The sequence below is a fragment of the Sulfurospirillum barnesii SES-3 genome (assembly GCF_000265295.1).
GTDB lineage: Bacteria > Campylobacterota > Campylobacteria > Campylobacterales > Sulfurospirillaceae > Sulfurospirillum > Sulfurospirillum barnesii.
In genome coordinates, this window is sequence record NC_018002.1 from 1,941,047 (window position 1) to 1,957,829 (window position 16,783).

16 protein-coding genes are annotated in these 16,783 nt (G+C 39.1%); 12 read left to right on the forward strand and 4 right to left on the reverse strand.

Features of this window, described 5'->3' with window-relative positions; all coding sequences use genetic code 11:
* The 7 genes from hyfE to SULBA_RS09720 are packed head-to-tail and all read left to right on the forward strand — an operon-like array spanning window position 1 to window position 6,017.
* A complete protein-coding gene (gene hyfE, locus SULBA_RS09690) occupies window positions 1–654 on the forward strand; it encodes a hydrogenase 4 membrane subunit (RefSeq protein ID WP_014770114.1) in 654 nt (217 codons plus the stop codon).
* A 1-nt stretch (window position 655) separates the two neighbouring features.
* Window positions 656–2,125: a hydrogenase 4 subunit F gene (locus SULBA_RS09695; protein WP_014770115.1), complete on the forward strand. Its 1,470-nt coding sequence runs from the start codon at window positions 656–658 to the stop codon at window positions 2,123–2,125.
* 8 nt (window positions 2,126–2,133) lie between these two features.
* On the forward strand, window positions 2,134–3,873 hold the full coding sequence (locus SULBA_RS09700) for a hydrogenase large subunit (protein WP_014770116.1): 1,740 nt from the start codon (window positions 2,134–2,136) through the stop codon (window positions 3,871–3,873).
* Window positions 3,870–4,409 carry a formate hydrogenlyase complex iron-sulfur subunit gene (locus tag SULBA_RS09705; RefSeq protein ID WP_014770117.1) on the forward strand — a complete coding sequence of 180 codons (540 nt, stop codon included), beginning with the start codon at window positions 3,870–3,872 and terminating at the stop codon, window positions 4,407–4,409. The genes SULBA_RS09700 and SULBA_RS09705 overlap by 4 nt, the downstream gene beginning before the upstream one ends.
* Complete coding sequence (locus SULBA_RS09710; protein WP_014770118.1) at window positions 4,406–5,230, forward strand: NADH-quinone oxidoreductase subunit B family protein; 825 nt, start codon at window positions 4,406–4,408, stop codon at window positions 5,228–5,230. Before SULBA_RS09705 ends, SULBA_RS09710 begins: the two co-directional genes overlap by 4 nt.
* Window positions 5,227–5,574: a formate hydrogenlyase maturation HycH family protein gene (locus tag SULBA_RS09715; protein WP_014770119.1), complete on the forward strand. Its 348-nt coding sequence runs from the start codon at window positions 5,227–5,229 to the stop codon at window positions 5,572–5,574. The genes SULBA_RS09710 and SULBA_RS09715 overlap by 4 nt, the downstream gene beginning before the upstream one ends.
* Window positions 5,571–6,017 (forward strand): hydrogenase 3 maturation endopeptidase HyCI, encoded by a 447-nt coding sequence (locus SULBA_RS09720; protein ID WP_014770120.1) that lies wholly within the window; start codon window positions 5,571–5,573, stop codon window positions 6,015–6,017. The genes SULBA_RS09715 and SULBA_RS09720 overlap by 4 nt, the downstream gene beginning before the upstream one ends.
* A 12-nt stretch (window positions 6,018–6,029) precedes the next feature.
* On the opposite strand, the gene olsF is transcribed toward SULBA_RS09720, so the two are convergent.
* Window positions 6,030–7,754 (reverse strand): bifunctional ornithine lipid synthase OlsF, encoded by a 1,725-nt coding sequence (gene olsF / locus SULBA_RS09725; protein WP_014770121.1) that lies wholly within the window; start codon window positions 7,752–7,754, stop codon window positions 6,030–6,032.
* A gap of 142 nt (window positions 7,755–7,896) precedes the next feature.
* On the opposite strand from olsF, the gene SULBA_RS09730 reads away from it, so the two are divergent.
* The 3 genes from SULBA_RS09730 to SULBA_RS09740 all read left to right on the forward strand — a co-directional run bounded on the left by SULBA_RS09730 (window position 7,897) and on the right by SULBA_RS09740 (window position 10,748).
* Entirely contained in the window at window positions 7,897–8,565 is a 669-nt protein-coding gene (locus SULBA_RS09730) for a phosphate signaling complex PhoU family protein (RefSeq protein WP_014770122.1), read from the forward strand.
* 117 nt (window positions 8,566–8,682) lie between these two features.
* Window positions 8,683–9,354, forward strand: coding sequence for a response regulator transcription factor (locus tag SULBA_RS09735; RefSeq protein WP_014770123.1), 672 nt, complete (start codon window positions 8,683–8,685; stop codon window positions 9,352–9,354).
* Entirely contained in the window at window positions 9,348–10,748 is a 1,401-nt protein-coding gene (locus tag SULBA_RS09740; protein ID WP_014770124.1) for a sensor histidine kinase, read from the forward strand. Before SULBA_RS09735 ends, SULBA_RS09740 begins: the two co-directional genes overlap by 7 nt.
* 57 nt (window positions 10,749–10,805) lie before the next feature.
* Here SULBA_RS09740 and SULBA_RS09745 read toward each other — a convergent pair whose 3' ends face one another.
* Window positions 10,806–12,524 (reverse strand): sensor histidine kinase, encoded by a 1,719-nt coding sequence (locus SULBA_RS09745; protein WP_014770125.1) that lies wholly within the window; start codon window positions 12,522–12,524, stop codon window positions 10,806–10,808.
* Window positions 12,525–12,873: 349 nt separating this feature from the next.
* Here SULBA_RS09745 and SULBA_RS09750 point away from each other — a divergent pair, with 349 nt between their 5' ends.
* Both SULBA_RS09750 and SULBA_RS09755 read left to right on the forward strand, forming a co-directional pair.
* On the forward strand, window positions 12,874–13,452 hold the full coding sequence (locus SULBA_RS09750) for a DJ-1/PfpI family protein (protein ID WP_014770126.1): 579 nt from the start codon (window positions 12,874–12,876) through the stop codon (window positions 13,450–13,452).
* Window positions 13,453–13,569: 117 nt separating this feature from the next.
* Window positions 13,570–13,992 (forward strand): arsenate reductase ArsC, encoded by a 423-nt coding sequence (locus SULBA_RS09755; RefSeq protein ID WP_014770127.1) that lies wholly within the window; start codon window positions 13,570–13,572, stop codon window positions 13,990–13,992.
* A gap of 14 nt (window positions 13,993–14,006) precedes the next feature.
* Here SULBA_RS09755 and SULBA_RS09760 read toward each other — a convergent pair whose 3' ends face one another.
* Together SULBA_RS09760 and SULBA_RS09765 are read right to left on the reverse strand one after the other, a co-directional pair.
* The gene (locus SULBA_RS09760) at window positions 14,007–15,677 is read right to left on the reverse strand and encodes a putative 2-aminoethylphosphonate ABC transporter permease subunit (protein WP_014770128.1); all 1,671 of its coding nucleotides are present in this window, start codon (window positions 15,675–15,677) and stop codon (window positions 14,007–14,009) included.
* Window positions 15,670–16,764, reverse strand: coding sequence for a putative 2-aminoethylphosphonate ABC transporter ATP-binding protein (locus tag SULBA_RS09765; protein ID WP_014770129.1), 1,095 nt, complete (start codon window positions 16,762–16,764; stop codon window positions 15,670–15,672). The genes SULBA_RS09760 and SULBA_RS09765 overlap by 8 nt, the downstream gene beginning before the upstream one ends.
* Between the last annotated feature and the right edge of the window lie 19 nt (window positions 16,765–16,783).

Here is a 16,783-nt window from a genome sequence, read left to right on the forward strand (position 1 = left end):
ATGGCAAATTTAAATTTAATCGATATTATCACTGTTTTGATGATGGGAACAAGTTTTGCGGTCTTTGGCTTAAGGCAATACCGTCATAGCATTCTAGCGTATGCTTTGCAAACACTGCTTTTGGTCATCGTGTTTTTACTTTTATATGTAAAGTATGGTGCACATGAATTACTCATCTGGTCAGCAACCGCTTTTGTCATGAAAGTTGTTGTGGTACCGCTGTTTCTATTCAGACTTGTTAAAAAATTGGGGGTTGTTGTTGAAGATGAACCTGTAGGAGGCTTTTTTATATCGCCTGTTGTAGCGCTCAGCTTTTCACTGGCTGTGGCTATGATGTTTTACAAAGTGTTTATCAATTTTTCACTCTTTCAAGACACCTTGCCACTCTTTGCGGCTTCCTTTATCTTCATGATGGGTATTTTTGGATTTATCCTAAGAAACTCTTTTATTAAACAAATTCTCTCCTACTGCCTCTTTGAAAATGGCATTCACCTAAGCCTTGCACTTATGGCATACAATGCCCATGAGCTGGTTGAAGTTGGAATCTTAACCGATGCGATTTTTGCAGTGCTTATTATGGGAATTTTAGCGAAACGTTTTTACGCCACGTATGGAAGTCTTGATACTTCCAAAGCGGTTAATTTAAGGGGATAAAATGGACATTCTTATATTAATACTCATCGTGCCTTTTGTTTTAGGCATTGTCATGTTTTTTATGCCTTTGCATTTTAAACTTTTACAAAACCTTCATATTGTTTTTAGTTTTGCTGTCTCATCTCTTTTATTGATGGCCGTTGGCAAAGTTGTAAATGGAAATGAGCTTTTTGCTTTTGAACACTTCTTTTTTCTAGATTCGCTGGGTGCTATCTTTTTGTCGCTGATTGCGATTACAGGTTTGTTGGTCAATGTCTACGCAACCACCTATATGAAGTGGGAACTTGAAGAGGGTCACGTCACCTTACGACAAGTGAAAAATTATTTTGCGCTTAGTTTTATTTTTACATGGACGATGAGCCTTAGTGTTGTGTGTAACAATATCGCCTTTATGTGGGCAGCTATTGAAGCGACAACATTAGCATCGGTCTTTCTTGTTGCGGTCAAAAATGACAAAAAATCCACAGAAAGTGGCTACAAATACATTATTTTATGTAGCATTGGTCTTGCATTTGCCCTTTATGCGACTATCTTGCTCTTTGCCGCAGCCAATGGTACCATCGAGGGTGATGCTATGCTCTACACAAACCTTCTTGCCAATGCTGAACAAATTGATACGATGGCATTGAAGCTTATTTTCATCCTTGCTTTAATTGGCTTTGGTACCAAAGCAGGTTTTGCGCCAACACATACATGGTTGCCTGATGTCCATGCCGAAGGTCCTGCTCCAACCTCAGCGTTGCTCTCAGGAATCCTTTTAAAATGTGCTTTACTTGGACTGATTCGTTACTATGCTATCGTTGCGAATGGTGTAGGGCTTGATTTTGTTCAATCGGTTATGATTGTCAGTGCTACCTTAACACTCTTTGTCTCTGCCTTTTTCTTGATTCGTCAACACAATGTCAAACGGATGTTTGCCTACCACTCTGTAGCACACATGGGTGTTATCGCTTTTGGCTTAGGCGTGGGTGGACCCATTGGTCTTTTTGCAGCCTTGTTTCACTGTGCAGCACACTCATTTACCAAAGCTTTAGCCTTTTGTTCCACAGGCAATATTGCCAAAATTTATGGAACCAAAGATATGACTAAGATGGGGGGCATGATACGCATTGCACCTATTACAACCGTACTTTTTGGTATTGCCATTTGTTCACTGGTTGGTGTTCCTGGCTTTGCTATTTTTGTGAGTGAATTTTTAATCTTTAAAGCGGCCGCTCTTGATGGAAAGTATGTTTTAATGGGAATTTTTGCACTTGCCTTAGCCATTATTTTTATTGCAGATTTTTCACACTTCTTTCTTGCTTCCTTTGGTAAAGTAGAAGGAACTGTCGTTCATAATGGTGAGATGAAGCTCAGTGAAAATCTTCCGCTCATCGCACTGGCTGTTTTGATTGTCACCTTTGGTGTGTGGCAGTTTGAGTCCTTTACGTTCTTGCTTGATCAGAGCGTTAAAAGCATATTAAAACAATAGGATTTTTCATGAAATGCGATACATTTATAGAAGCTCTTAGTGCTAGAGTAAAGGTTTTAGAAGTTACCAGACAATGCGAAGATCAGGTAACTGCGTTGGTAGAACTCAATGATTTACCTGAAGCAGTTCGCTTCTTATATTACGACATGGGTGGCTATCTCTCCACCATGATTCCTAATGATGAGCGAAGTATTAATAAACATTATGCCCTTTACTATGCCCTCTCTATGGAGGGTGGTAAAATGTTTGAAGGCGATGAAATAGCCCAAGATGAAAAATGCTTTGTCACCATTAAAGTGCTTATTTCACCCGATAGCCTTACCTACCCATCCGTAACACCTTTGGTACCTGCTTGTGTGTGGTATGAGAGAGAAGCCTACGATATGTTTGGTCTTGTTGCAGAGGGATTACCCGATAAACGACGTTTAGCGCTAAGCGATGACTGGCCAGAGGGGCTTTTTCCGCTTCGAAAAGATGCCATGGATTACCGCTACCGTCCAGATATGAAAGATCATTATATGGAACCTGAATATGAGTTCTTAAGGCCTGAGGGCTCAGGCATTATTGATGTACCTTTGGGGCCTTTGCACATTACTGCTGATGAGCCAGGGCACTTTCGACTTTTTTGCGATGGCGATACCATTATTGATGCGGATTACCGCCTTTTTTACCAACACAGAGGCATGGAAAAGCTGGCTGAAAACCGCATGAACTATGACCAAATGGGTTATTTGGCTGAGAGGGTCTGTGGAATTTGCGGGTATGCGCACTCTATTGCGTGTATTGAAGCGGCGGAAAAAGCGATTAACTTAGAAATTCCTGCTCGTGCGCAAGCCATTCGTGTCATTTGTTCTGAAATTGAAAGATTGCATAGCCATCTTTTAAATATTGGTTTGGCGTGCGAAGTCACAGGTAACTACAATGCCTTTATGCATATCTTTAGAATTCGTGAATACTCTATGAAACTAGCAGAGCTAGTCACAGGTGGACGCAAAACCTATGGCAATGTGGTGATGGGTGGTCTTAGACGAGATATGACAGGCGAAGAGATAAGAGAAAGTCTTAAAATTCTAAAAATCATTGAAACGCAAGCCGATGAAGTCTGGGATGCGGTTATGGATGACCAACGCCAAATGAAACGCTGGAAGGGTGTGGGTATCCTTGATAAACAAGTCGCCCGTGACTTCTCTGCTGTGGGACCAAACATTAGAGGCAGTGGTATTAAACGAGATACGCGTTATGACCATCCGTATGATTTTTTCAAACAAATTGAGTTTAATGTAGCCGTGGTTGAGGGTGGTGATGTCTTTGCCAGAGAGATGGTACGTTACATGGAACTTAAAAGCTCTGTTTCCATCATCCGCCAATGTTTTGAGTTAATGCCACAAACGGCAATTATTGTCGATCCAAAGTTTCATGTTAAGCCTGAAAACTATGCTTTAGCGTATGTAGAAGCGCCCAGAGGTGATAACGTGCATTGGATTATGCAAGGTAGTGCGCAAAAAGTATTTCGATGGAGATGCAGGGCTGCGACCTACAATAACTGGCCAAGCCTTCGTTTTCAATTCCGTGGAAACACTATTGCCGATGCAGCATTGATTGTCTGTAGCCTAGATCCGTGTTATTCGTGTACAGAGCGTGTGACTGTTGTTGACGTGAAAAGTAAAAAGAGTAAAATTTTAACGCATAAAGATCTAAAAGAATTTTCCAAAACTCAAAAAAATAGTCCCATGAAGGATTTAAGATGATGAAACTTCTTGATATTAGTAAAAAATACGGTGATACAACCCATAAGTATCCCTTTGAACCGTATAATGTTGCAAAGAATTTTAGGGGAAAGCCTGCATACACCTTTGATTTGTGTATTGGGTGTGCGGCGTGTGGCATTGCGTGTCCTTCTAATGCCATCACGGTGCAATTTAATAACGATAAAAGCAAATTGGTATGGGAATTTGATTGCGGGCGATGTATCTTTTGTGGAAGGTGCGATGAAGTCTGCCCCACTGGCGCTATTCGTTTGAGTGAAGAGTTTGAACTTGCTGTTAAATTTGACAAATCGGCTCTGATTCAAAGAGGAGAACTTGAGGTTCAATACTGCACGCAGTGCCAAAAACCTTTTAGTGCAAAACGACTGATTAAATATAGCTTTGAGTGTTTAAGCAAAGCCAATGTCAGTGAAAAAAGATTGGAAGAAGCAAAAGAGTATTTAGGCGTTTGCCCTACATGTAAAAAAAATGCCACCGTAGCAAACTTTACCAGTGGCAAAGAGATGGTGATAGAATGAAAACCTATGAAGTACCCAGTGCGATTGCACTGGCAAATAACTTAGAAGAGAAGCTGGAGCTTTTAAAACACATTGGCAGAAGTTTTAGTGTTTTCCGTATAGACTGTGGTAGTTGTAATGGTTGTGAGATTGAAATTTTTGCAGCCATTACCCCGTTATGGGACCCTGAGCGTTTTGGTTTTAAACTGGTTGCCAACCCAAGACATGCGGATATTTTACTCTGCACAGGTCCTGTTACACGCCAAATGTACTACCCACTGCTTCGTGCGTATGAAGCAGCACCTGATCCTAAAATTGTAGTGGCATTAGGAGCTTGTGGCTCCACAGGAGGTATCTTTTACGATGCCTACAGTGTTTTAAGCGGTATTGATAAAATTATTCCTGTAGATGTCTATATTCCAGGATGTCCTCCACATCCTGCAAGCATTATTTATGGACTAACAACAGCCCTTGGCGTCATGGATCAAAGACTTCAAAAAGTAAGCTTTGAAGAAGAAGGAGAAATGCCTTCTTTAGTAGAAACCTCCGTAATAGGCAACACTCTGTTTGAGAGAGATTTACTCGTTCATGCGAAGCGGTTGATGAGTTATGTTTTTGGACGTAAACTCTTTGATAAATACCTTGATGCCCTCCTTAAAAGCGGTGATGTAAAAAATCCAAAAGCAACCAAACGCTCTATTACAGAGGCGATGCAAGCAGAAGATGACCCACGTTATGCCGAGTGTATGGGAATTTTACACAATGAGGTTTATACCCAGTATGTCCCATGTGATGAAGAAGATCACATCAGTCTTCACCGTGTTGAATGGGGCCCTAAATGATAGAAGTCTACCAGCTCATGAAAAGGCACCTTGATGGTGCCAAATCGGGCGATGCAATGCTTGATCAGATTAAAATCTTTTCAACCTGCATTGGACATGGCGTAGGAACCATTGATTTTAGTGAGAAAGTTTTAGAAATAAACGAAGCTGAATACGAGGAAATACTACAGCATGGGGGAGAGTATTTAAAATTTAAATTGGGAAATTTGAGTAAATATTTTGAAATTGAAGTCTTTCCTGAACATGCACATAAACTGTTACCTGAAATGATAGAGTGCCCTTTAAAAGAGATATTTGTCAACCTCAAAGAGGGGTATTTGGTGCTTCGCAAGGATTTTGCGTGAAAAAAGCACTTTTATGTGTAGGCAATGAGCTCAGAGGAGACGATGGAGTTGCCATTGCGGTGGGAAGGCTTGTTGAAGAGCATCTACCTGAATGGAAGGTCTTTTTTGGATACGATACACCAGAGAATGAATTTGCCTCTTTACGGGAATTTGCACCCGATGTCATTGTGGTGGTTGATGCCATGAGTGGATTTAAAGAGGGAAAAATAGAGTTTTTAGACCTAAGCGATGAACGAACCTATGTCTACTCCACCCACAATATTCCAACCCCTATTTTAATGAGTTATCTACGAGAAATTTGCATCAAAACGTTTTTTTTAGGGATTGCTGTTTTACTTGAGAATGTCTTGCACTTCAGCGAGGGCTTAAGCCAAAGTGCCAAAGACTCTTCGCTAAAAGCGCTTGAAAAAATCAAAGAGTTAGATACGCTCCTAAATACATGAGAAAAGCACCCATTATGGTGCTTCATCTCCTTTAATGTAGCGTGTTTTTTTTGCTTCTTTAATTTTTGTTATATCCACTAAAATAAAGCTGTCAATACAATTGGCAAACTCTTTGTCAATATTAAAATCTAAAAAATAAATACCCCCCTCATCGCATAATTCTGTGTATTGCTTGTACAAGGTCGGTACACATAAATTCATTAACGAGAGCTGCTCTTTTAATATCACGAAATCTTCCTTATAATTTTTCCCCGTAAAAAAAGAACGTGCTTCTTCTTGCTCAGCATGGCTTAGAAAATAGCCATTGCGTGCTTTAACCAAAGATTCATTTTTACTAAAATAGAGCGTATAAAACGTAAGAATAAGATTTTTTGCCACCTTAGGATAAACATCGCTTAAACTCACAGGTCCGTACATGTAACGAATATGTGGATTTTTATACAAATACGCACCAATGCCTTGCCACAAATAATCAAGCGCTCTACTTCCCCAATAACGAGGCTGTACAAAACTACGTCCTAACTCAATCGCATTATGCAAATAGGGCTCAAATGCAGGTGTAAATTCAAAAAGAGTTTGTGAATAAAACCCTTCCACACCAAAAAACTCACGAATAAAATTCGCTTCACCAATACGATACGCCCCGACCACTTCCAACTCTTCTTCATCCCAAAGAACAATGTGCTTATAGTGCTTATCAAAAAGGTCAACGTCTCTTCTTCCCCCTGTGCCCTCTTCCACTTTTCTAAACGTAAACTCTCGAAGCCGTCCTATCTCTTTTAAAAGGGCTGAGCCATTTTCTGCTTCGTACAAATAGATTTTTTTACCATCACTGGTTTGCCCTAAAAGGGTTGATTGTTTCAACTCTGAGCGTATCATTTTACGCTCTTCTGGATGGGCAATGGCTTTTTGTGTTGCAAAAATACCTCGTTTTCCCTTACTGATTTTATAGAGATGTTTCTTCAAAAGTGTAATAAGAATTGCCTCGCTCATCTCACTCTTTTGTAGACTCTTATACGGAATCATCTCTCCCACTTTAAAACCAATCACTTTGGAACGCTTTTTAAACATTTCTCGTGCAAGCAAAAAGGTAGAAAGTTTTTTATTGACCATCGAAAAGGTATAAAAAAGCGGTGAATTTTTTGCGTCAATAAAGACAGGTAACAAAGGAGCATTACTTTTTTGGGCAAACTTTAAAAAGCCTTTTTTCCATTTACTGTCTTTAATCCCTGTAGGACATGCTCTTGAGACTTCACCTGATGGGAATACAATGAGCGCTTCATCTTTTGCCAGTGCTTCATACACTTTCTTAATGGACTCTTTGGTTGTTGCACCACTGAGGTTATCAATAGGAATAAGCAGTTCGTTTAAAGGCTCTATTTGCATTAAAACATCATTGGCAAGCACTTTAATATCGCTTCTTATCTCTTTAATGAGCGAAATCAATGCTAAGGCATCTAATGCACCTAAGGGATGATTGGCAATAATAATCACCCTCCCTGAAGCGGGGATATTTGCCTTATCTTTATTGGAAATCGTGTACCCAAAATTAAAATACTCTAACACAGCTTCAACAAAATCAAACCCACGGTATGCCTCTCCACGACTTAAAAAGGTATTGATTTCTTCTTGATGAAGTACCTTTTTTAGAACATACACAAGGCTGTGACGCACGATAGCTGGATAAGAGAGAATGCTAGGATACTTGAGGCTTAAAGCCTTTTCAACATCAACCATATCCATACTCCTTTTACATGTAATCTATGAGACGATTATAAGAGGAGTGCATTACAATATGGTAACGCTAAAGTGCTTTTTATGTTACCATATTGTAATGATTTCCAACTACAATGATGGCAAACTATTATAAGGAAAATGTATGCTTCAAAACTATGAAGAAAGATTGATTGAGATCAAAAAAATGCTCTTAGACCTAGGTTCAGAGATTACCATGGCGAGCGAAAAAACACTCAGTGGTATGGAAAGTTTAGATGCTACACGCTTTGAATCTGCAAAAAACCTTTTAAAAAATGTTGAGAATCAAGCCAATGCCATTGATAATGAAATCGTTGTGGCTTTAGCCCTTTTTGGACCTGAGGCAAAAGATTTACGTAAAATGGTTGCCTACCTTAAAATCACCAATGAAATGGTCAAAATTGCCGAAAATATCCGTAGTTTTAGTAAACGTATGGCATTGCATTTACAAAATGGTCTTCCTTTTGTTTCCTTACATGAATACTCCACACATCTGTGCAAAACAGCGATTCAAGCGGTGAATCTTTCCATTTCCACCCTTGACATTTCCGATAAAGAAGCCCTTGAAGATCTCTACCGTAAAGTCAAAGTTGAAGAGAGTAAAAGCGATGATTTGTACTCCATTTTGGAAAAAAATATTTTAAGTGACATTGCTAAAATGATTGACCAAAGTGCTGATTTTATTCAAATTTTAAGTACCATGCGAAAGCTAGAACGTATGGCAGATCGAAGCGTAAACATTGTGCAATTAATGATTTTTGCTCGTGTGGGCGGAGAGATGAAGACGTATTAATGACAATTTTTAACATGCGTTTGAAGCAAAGCTTACAATGCATGTCGTATACGGGGTTTTTCTCTACGAAAAGCCCATACGCCTTTGGCGTTTTGATTTTTGACACTATGGGGTAAAATGAAGAAAACCATTTTAATCATCGAAGATGAAGAAGATTTACTCGAACTTTTAGAATACAACCTTCAAAAAGAGGGTTACGAAACGCTAGGCTTTCTCAATACTAAAAATGTCGAAAAATGTTTACAAGAAGAACCAATTGATTTGCTCATTGTCGATCGTAATCTTCCAGGCATGGAAGGAAGCGAATTTGTTCAAACACTCCGCCAAAAAGGATTTATGCAAGCGGTCATTTTTGTGACCGCTAAAGACAGTGATGCGAACATCGAAGAGGGATTTTTACGAGGGTGTGATGATTATCTTACCAAACCGTACAATATGAAAGAGCTTTTGCTTCGTATTAAAGCCATTTTAGCACGCACCACCCCCAAACAAAACAGCACCCTCTCTTATCGGGATTTGGTGCTTGATTTGGAAGCGCATACCTTACATGTAAACACCAAAGCCGTTGAACTTACCAAACTTGAATTCGACCTTTTGCGCACACTGATTGAAAATAAAAATTCTGTCTTAAGTCGAGAGTTTTTGCTCGAACATGTATGGAAAAGCGATGATTTTTTTCAAGATAAAACCGTCAATGTGGCGATTAACCGTCTTAAAGCCAAAATTGACCCTACTAAAGAAAAAGAGTATATCAAATCGGTTTGGGGCGTAGGATACAGCCTATGCTAATGCTTCACCAACACATCACCCGTGCACTTTTTGCTCTTTTCTTAGGGGCACTGTTCTTCTCTAGTTTGGTCAGTTACTTTGCTATTAAAAACGATAACATTGAGACATATAAGCGAGAACTGATTTCGCATATACGTATTATCAAACAACAACTCTCCACCACCACCGACCTTGAGGCTTTTGCAAAAATCATCAAAGACGGAGCGGGTATCCGTTTTACATTGATTGATGAAAACGGTGTGGTCTTGGTTGATAGTGATAAAGAGAGTGAAAGCATGGACAATCATGCTAGACGTGAAGAAGTGATTCAAGCACACAAAGTAGAGTTTGCACACGCCATTCGTTTTTCGGATTCGGTAAAGAGCGATTTTCTCTACGTTGCCCACCGCTTTCAACACGAAGAGCGCACCTTGTTTATACGTCTTGCTATGAATATTGGCTCAATCATGCATAATTTTTATCTACTGTGGGTGAAAATTGCGCTTATTTTTAGCCTCACCCTGCTTATAGGACTCTATGGGGCGTATCATTTAAGCAAGCAAATTCGCCATGAAATTGACAAAATTATTGCCAACCTTCAACAAATCGCTGATAAAGAGTACAAAATCACCCTCTCTTCTCACTTTTGTTTAGAGTTTTTAGAAATTGCTAACTACCTTAAACGCCTTGCTACAAAATTAGAAAAAAGAGCCAAACAAAAACGTAAATACACCGCAAAAATAAAACTCATCTCACAACAACGAAGCGATGTCATCTCCGCCATTAGTCATGAGTTTAAAAATCCGATTGCTTCCATTATGGGGTACGCGCAAACGCTTTTGGAAGACCCTAATGCAAACACGCAAATTAAAGAGCGCTTTTTAGGTAAAATTGTCCAAAATGGACAAAAAATTTCACACATGATAGACCGTTTAGCCCTTACTACCAAATTTGAAAATGGCGACTTTACGACCCAAAATTCTACGTTTGATCTTGCTAAAATGAGCCGTGAAATTGCACAAACCTTTCGAGAAAAACACCCCTTAAGAACCATCGAATGCAACATGCCTGAATACTGTATGGTCAATGCTGATCGCACCATGATAGAACTGGTTATCTCTAATTTAATCGACAATGCGCTTAAATACTCGGATGATACCATTAAAGTTTACATGGAAAATGAGGCGTTACATGTAAAAGACAATGGCGTGGGAATTAAAGAAGATGACATTGAAAAAGTCACCCAAAAATTTTACCGTTCAAACTCGCATTCATGGGATAATTCCATGGGATTAGGCTTAGCACTGGTCAATTACATTCTAAAACTACACAACACCAGCCTAGAGATACACAGCAGCTTTGGTGTTGGCTCCGATTTTTCATTTAAATTGCCTTCAGACAATCCTACGCTTTAGAAAATAAAAGATAACTCAGAGGCTTTAAAAAGAGCCTCTTCTACTCTTTTTAAAAGACTAGTCTATATCATCTTTAGGCAGCACAATGGTGACCACCAAACCATCCTCTTCATTGCCAATAGCAATAGAGCCTTGCATACTCTGCTCAATAATCTGTTTAGCCATATAAAGCCCTGTACCACTCCCTTTTTTTGTCTCTTTTGTCGTAAAAAAGGGGTCAAAAATATACGGCAATTTTTCATCTTCAATCCCCCCACCATTATCACTGACTTCAATAATAATATAATGCTCTTGCTCGTACGCTCGAAAACGAATACAGCCATGCTCTACATGATGCTCTTTTATAGCATCTTTTGCGTTATTAATCAGCACTAAAAACACATGAGAAAGCTCTCTTTTAAAGCCATACATTGCCAAATCAGCAGGACAATCAATCTCAAATTCTATGCCTTGGTTGGCAACACCTCCATCACTTATTTTAATGCTCTCATCCATACACCCGTTTAAATAAAAAAGCACTTTCCCTTTATCGGGTTTGAAGAAATCCTTAAAATCATCAATGGTAGAAGACATATGTGCAAGAATACTTCTTAGCTTTCGAATCTCCTCTTCGAGTATCAACGGGGTCAGTTTTTTGCTTTGGCTCTCTAAAAAAATACGGTTTATAATCACGCTAATGGTACTAAGAGGTTGCCTCCATTGATGCGCAATGTTATTGAGCATTTCACCTAAAGCAACAAGCTTGGCTTGCTGAAATAAAATTCTGTCTTTAATGCGACTCTTCTCAACCTCTTCTTGAATGGTTTTGTTTAAATGCCCATTTAAATCTTCTAAAGCGGCTTTGGTATCAAAAGCATCGCACAAGGCTCTTGCGATGGCTCCGTACTCATTGTGTTTTGGAAGGTATTTTTGAAGAGGGTCTTTATTTTTTTGGGTTAATGACAGCGTAATATCTCGTAACGGAAAACTAATGTATTTTGCAATAAGCGCCATAAAAATAAGCATCAACACAAAAGTATGTATAAAATTGAGTTGCATATCTTTGGTCGCATACGTATCAAGCACCTCGCTCATACGATTAGGAATATGCAAATAAAGCGTAGAAATTTTCATACCTTTATAATCTCTAAGCGCTATTTCATCGGCAATCGTATAAGAACCTTTCAAAGGTTTTAGCTTATTGAGATGAACCTTTGCAAGCCCATAAGAACTTAACTCATTGATAAAAGCCTCATCCCAATGTTTAGCAATCACCACAAAACCACTGGCTAAAGCATTCTCACTTACAACATAATGAAGACGCCGAATCGGTGCAATATAAACCTCCACCACCTGTTGCTCTTTTTGAATAAAAAAATGCATCAGTTCTTCTTTGTTGAGATTTAAAAGCTCCACATTAAGAAGTTCACTCAGCATTTGCATAAAAGGTTTGGTTGTTTCAGAAAAAAGAACTTTTTTTGATGCATCTAAAATATAAAACCCATCAATGGAAAACTGCACCGTACTGCCTGCAAGATTATCCTCAATCCATGTATCATTAGGGTTTTCAATAAAATTCACCAAATCATTCCATATCGCATAATCAAGTGTTTGCCTTTTCATGGGCTCAGACTTCAATGCTAAGAGCTGTTTCAACCCAGCACTTTGTTCCTTAGCATACGCCTCTGCCATAAGATTGACTTTATCACGTTCATTTTGCCACATAAAAAATTCTAAACCTATCGCAGCAAAAAAAGTAAGCATTACCAGAAGAAAAAAAGAAGATTTAACACTCATGAGACGACTCCTTTGTAGAACAAAAAAAAGGCTCACTATACCTTTACATGTAAAAAGATTGAAGGCTCTTATTTAAAGTTTTTCTAGCAAAAAAGCTAAAGCCTTGTCTTTGCATCTGTAGAGGGATGTTGTAAACATTATAACACGTATATGGCGTAATACTATACTTAAATCCCGTATGCTGATAAAAATCCATACCACGTTTCAACAAGGAACAAAAGGATTCATATGCGCAATACACCCCTATGTTTAAAGGACGCTTTAACACAAATCAAAAGTAAAAAGCATCTTGCTTCTCTTATTTAGAAGCGTTATAATAAAACCTATCTCTATTTCCAAGGAGGCTTTTATGGCAAAGAAAATTTTGTTTATCGTGGGTGATTATGTTGAGGATTACGAAATTATGGTTCCTTTTCAAGCCCTAGCCGCAGTGGGTCACACCGTAAGTGCCGTTTGCCCTAACAAAAAAGCAGGTGAGTTCATTCGTACCGCCGTGCATGATTTTGAGGGAGATCAAACCTACAGTGAAAAACCAGGTCACAATTTTACCCTGAATGGAAGTTTTGATGCGATAAAAGTCGAAGAGTTTGATGCACTGGTCATCCCAGGAGGTCGTGCACCTGAATACCTTAGACTCAATGAAAAAGTACTGCAGATGGTACGCCACTTTGCTAAAACCAATAAACCTATTGCGGCGATTTGTCACGGAGCACAACTCTTAGCAGCTGCGGATGTTTTGTCAGGTAAAAGTTGCTCAGCCTACCCTGCATGCGCCCCTGAAGTGACCAAAGCAGGAGGAACATATGCCTCTATTGAAGTGACTGAAGCCACTGTTGATGGTAACCTTGTAACCGCACCTGCATGGCCTGCTCATCCACAATGGATTGCTAAATTTCTAGGTGTTTTGGGTACTAAAATTACGCACTAAAACTTCTTATAGCAAGGAGAAAATCTCCTCCTTGCTCTTTTTTCTCCTGTGTTTACATGTAACCAATTCGTAGCGTATTTTCATTATGATTGTCTGTATACCTATGAGGAGAATTTAATGATTAAAGTTTTATTTGTTTGCATTCATAACAGTGCTCGAAGTCAAATGGCAGAAGCGTTACTGCGTAAATACGGACACGATGCTTTTGAAGCATACAGTGCAGGCTTTGAACCAGGGGTTTTAAACCCATTGGCAGTCAAAGCATTAAAAGAAGAAGGGCTTGATATATCAACCCATCAAACCACATCGGTGTTTGATCTGTTTAAAGAAGGTCGCCTTTTTCATTATGTAATCACCGTGTGTGATGAGAGCAGTTCAGAGCGTTGTCCTGTCTTCCCTGGACAAGCACAAAGAATACATTGGAGTTTTAAAGACCCTAGCCGTTTTGAAGGAAGTGATGAGGAAAAATTGGTACAAACCAAAGAGGTTATGCGAGAAATCAAAGCAGCCGTTTTAACACTAATCGAAACACTGCATTAAAGCTGCAGGGGGATTTATCCCCTCCGCCACTTTTGTGAGCTCTTCACACAAAAATACGAAATCCCATTAAAACAAAGTGTGACCCCAATGGATGTTGCAACAATAAGCGAAGCCATCGCAGTAGCTGAGCTGATGTCACCTGCATCATCCATATTTAAAACAGCCACTGAAGCCAGTGTCGTTTGAGGGGAGTATAAGAAGACAACGGCAGAAACGGTAGTCATGGCATTGACAAAAAAATAACGTGCAATTTCCAAAATGGAGGGAATCGCAATGGGCACGGTCACCCTAAAAAAAGTACGGTAAAACGCAACGCCCATGGATTCTGAAACATCATCAAACTCTGTATCAATTTGCTTTAACGTTGTCACGGCTGTGATATAACTGGTGGTAAAAAAATGTGCTATGGTACACACAACCAAAATCGTCATACTTTGATAGATACCGTGCAAAGGATTCAGCGAATTGTTAAAGAAAAAGATATATCCCAAGCCTAAGACAAGCCCAGGAACGGCCATGGGAAGGAGTGCTAAAAACTTTAATAAGATGCGTACCAAAGCATATACTTTGCTTTTTTCCACCACATAAGCACTCATAAATACAAGCATGGTTCCAAAAAGGGCACTCCAAAACGCTAAACGTAAACTGTTAAAATACGAATCCCAACCGCCCCCATCCATAGCGTTAAAATCATAATGTTTCAATACAAAACTCAAATCGTATGGCCAAAATTTTATAAACGATGCACACACAGAAACACTCAAAATAATAACCAGTAATCCAATCACACCTAACGAAAAGAGAAACATGGTCGTATCGAAGAAAAGTGCTTTTTTGGGTTTATACACAACAAATTTTGCGCTTAAAATAGATGTTTGTTTCTTTTGCATCAAGGCATCAACACCAAATGTGATAACAGAGGGTATCAACAATAAAACCCCTATAGTAGCGCCCAAAGAAAAATTTTGTTGACCAATCACTTGCTTATAAATCTCTGTTGCCAAAACTGCATAATCCCCACCAATGACTTTTGGAACACCAAAATCGGTGATGACCAGAGTAAAACTCACTAAAGCAGCGGAGATAAGCCCATACTTTGCGCTGGGTAAGGTAATGCTCATAAACTTTTTCATACTATTCGCGCCCATACTTTGAGCCGCTTCATAAAGCCTTGCATCGCATAAAGAGAGCGCACTGAGAAGAATCATCAGAACATGCGGAAAAACATAAAAACACTCACCCATAACAATGCCCCACACCCCATAAATAGAAGAATCCCCCATCCATGATTTTAAAAAGCCTTGATTGCCAAATAAATAAACAAACGAAATAGCAGGTAACAAAGACGGTGCCAAAAGAGGAATCAAGGCTAAATAACGAAACAGAGGTTTAAGTGGCATGGATGAGCGCATCAATGCATACGCAAATATAAAAGCAACAGGAAGAACTATCAGGGTACTTACACACGCAATAAAAAGAGAATTTTGAAGCAATCTAAGCGATTTTGGCTCTTGCATGTAGTGCACAAAATTATCTAAAAAAACAAAACTTCCCACCCTATCGTAAAAGCTTTGTTGTAAAATTTCTACCAAGGGCAAAAAAATGATAATACCTAGGCTTAGCACTAAAAAAAGGCTCAAAGCAGTCAGAATGATTTTATTAGAGTCGTGCCAAAGGCTATGCATTTTCCTCATCCCTAAAATAGAAAATATCACCAGAAGCAATACAAAGTTTAAGGAAACTCCCCTCTTGTATGACTCCTTTTACCAAAGCTTTATGCGGTAAATCCAAAAGCAATGTATCTTCCAAAAGCCCTCTTATACGCATTAAAACTCTGCAAAAACTGCCTAAAAATGTGACTTTTAAAACATCCCCTTCAAGGATATTCCCCTCATCGTTTCTTGTATCATCGTAAAGTTTAATATCCTCAGGGCGAATCAAAAGTTTGATAGCTTCTTCTGCTTGAGGTTCATTCTTTGCCTGAAGTGCTACTTTAAAGCGCAGTTGACCTACTTGAAAGTACCCATTTCTACTATAAAATGCTTTTAAAAGATTTATTTTTCCTACAAAATCAGCCACAAATAAACTCTTTGGCTGATGATAAATTTCCAAAGGTGTACCCACTTGTTCAATCACACCCTGATTCATCACCACAATTTTATCAGCGATACTTAACGCCTCTTCTTGATCATGGGTAACCATAATGGTTGTAATACCGAGATTTTTTTGAAGTTCACGTATCTCTTGTCGCAGACGCTCTCTTACCCTTGCATCAAGGGCTGAGAGAGGTTCATCCAAAAGAAGTAAGGCAGGATTTGTCGCAATAGCTCTTGCAAATGCTACACGTTGTTGCTGTCCACCGCTGAGCTCACTAGGGTATTTTTCTTCACTTCCACTCAAGCCCACAAGTGCTAACAGTTCTTTAACTCTTTTTTTTGCCTCTTTTTTTTCAAAGTCTTTCTTTTTAAGACCGTACGCAATATTTTTGGCTACAGTTAAATTCGGAAAAAGGGCATAACTTTGAAACACAATGCCATAATCTCTTTTTGAAGGTGGCAAATGGGTTATGACCTTTCCATGCTGAATAATCTCTCCGTCATCACACTCTTCTAAACCTGCAATAATGCGAAGTAACGTCGTCTTTCCACATCCTGATGGGCCCAAAAAACAGACAAGTTCACCTTTTTTCACTTCAAGACAAATCTTCTTTAACGCAATAAAATCATCAAAGCGTTTGGTAACATTGTTAATCGTAATAGCACTGTGAGACACAAACATTCCCTTGTATGAA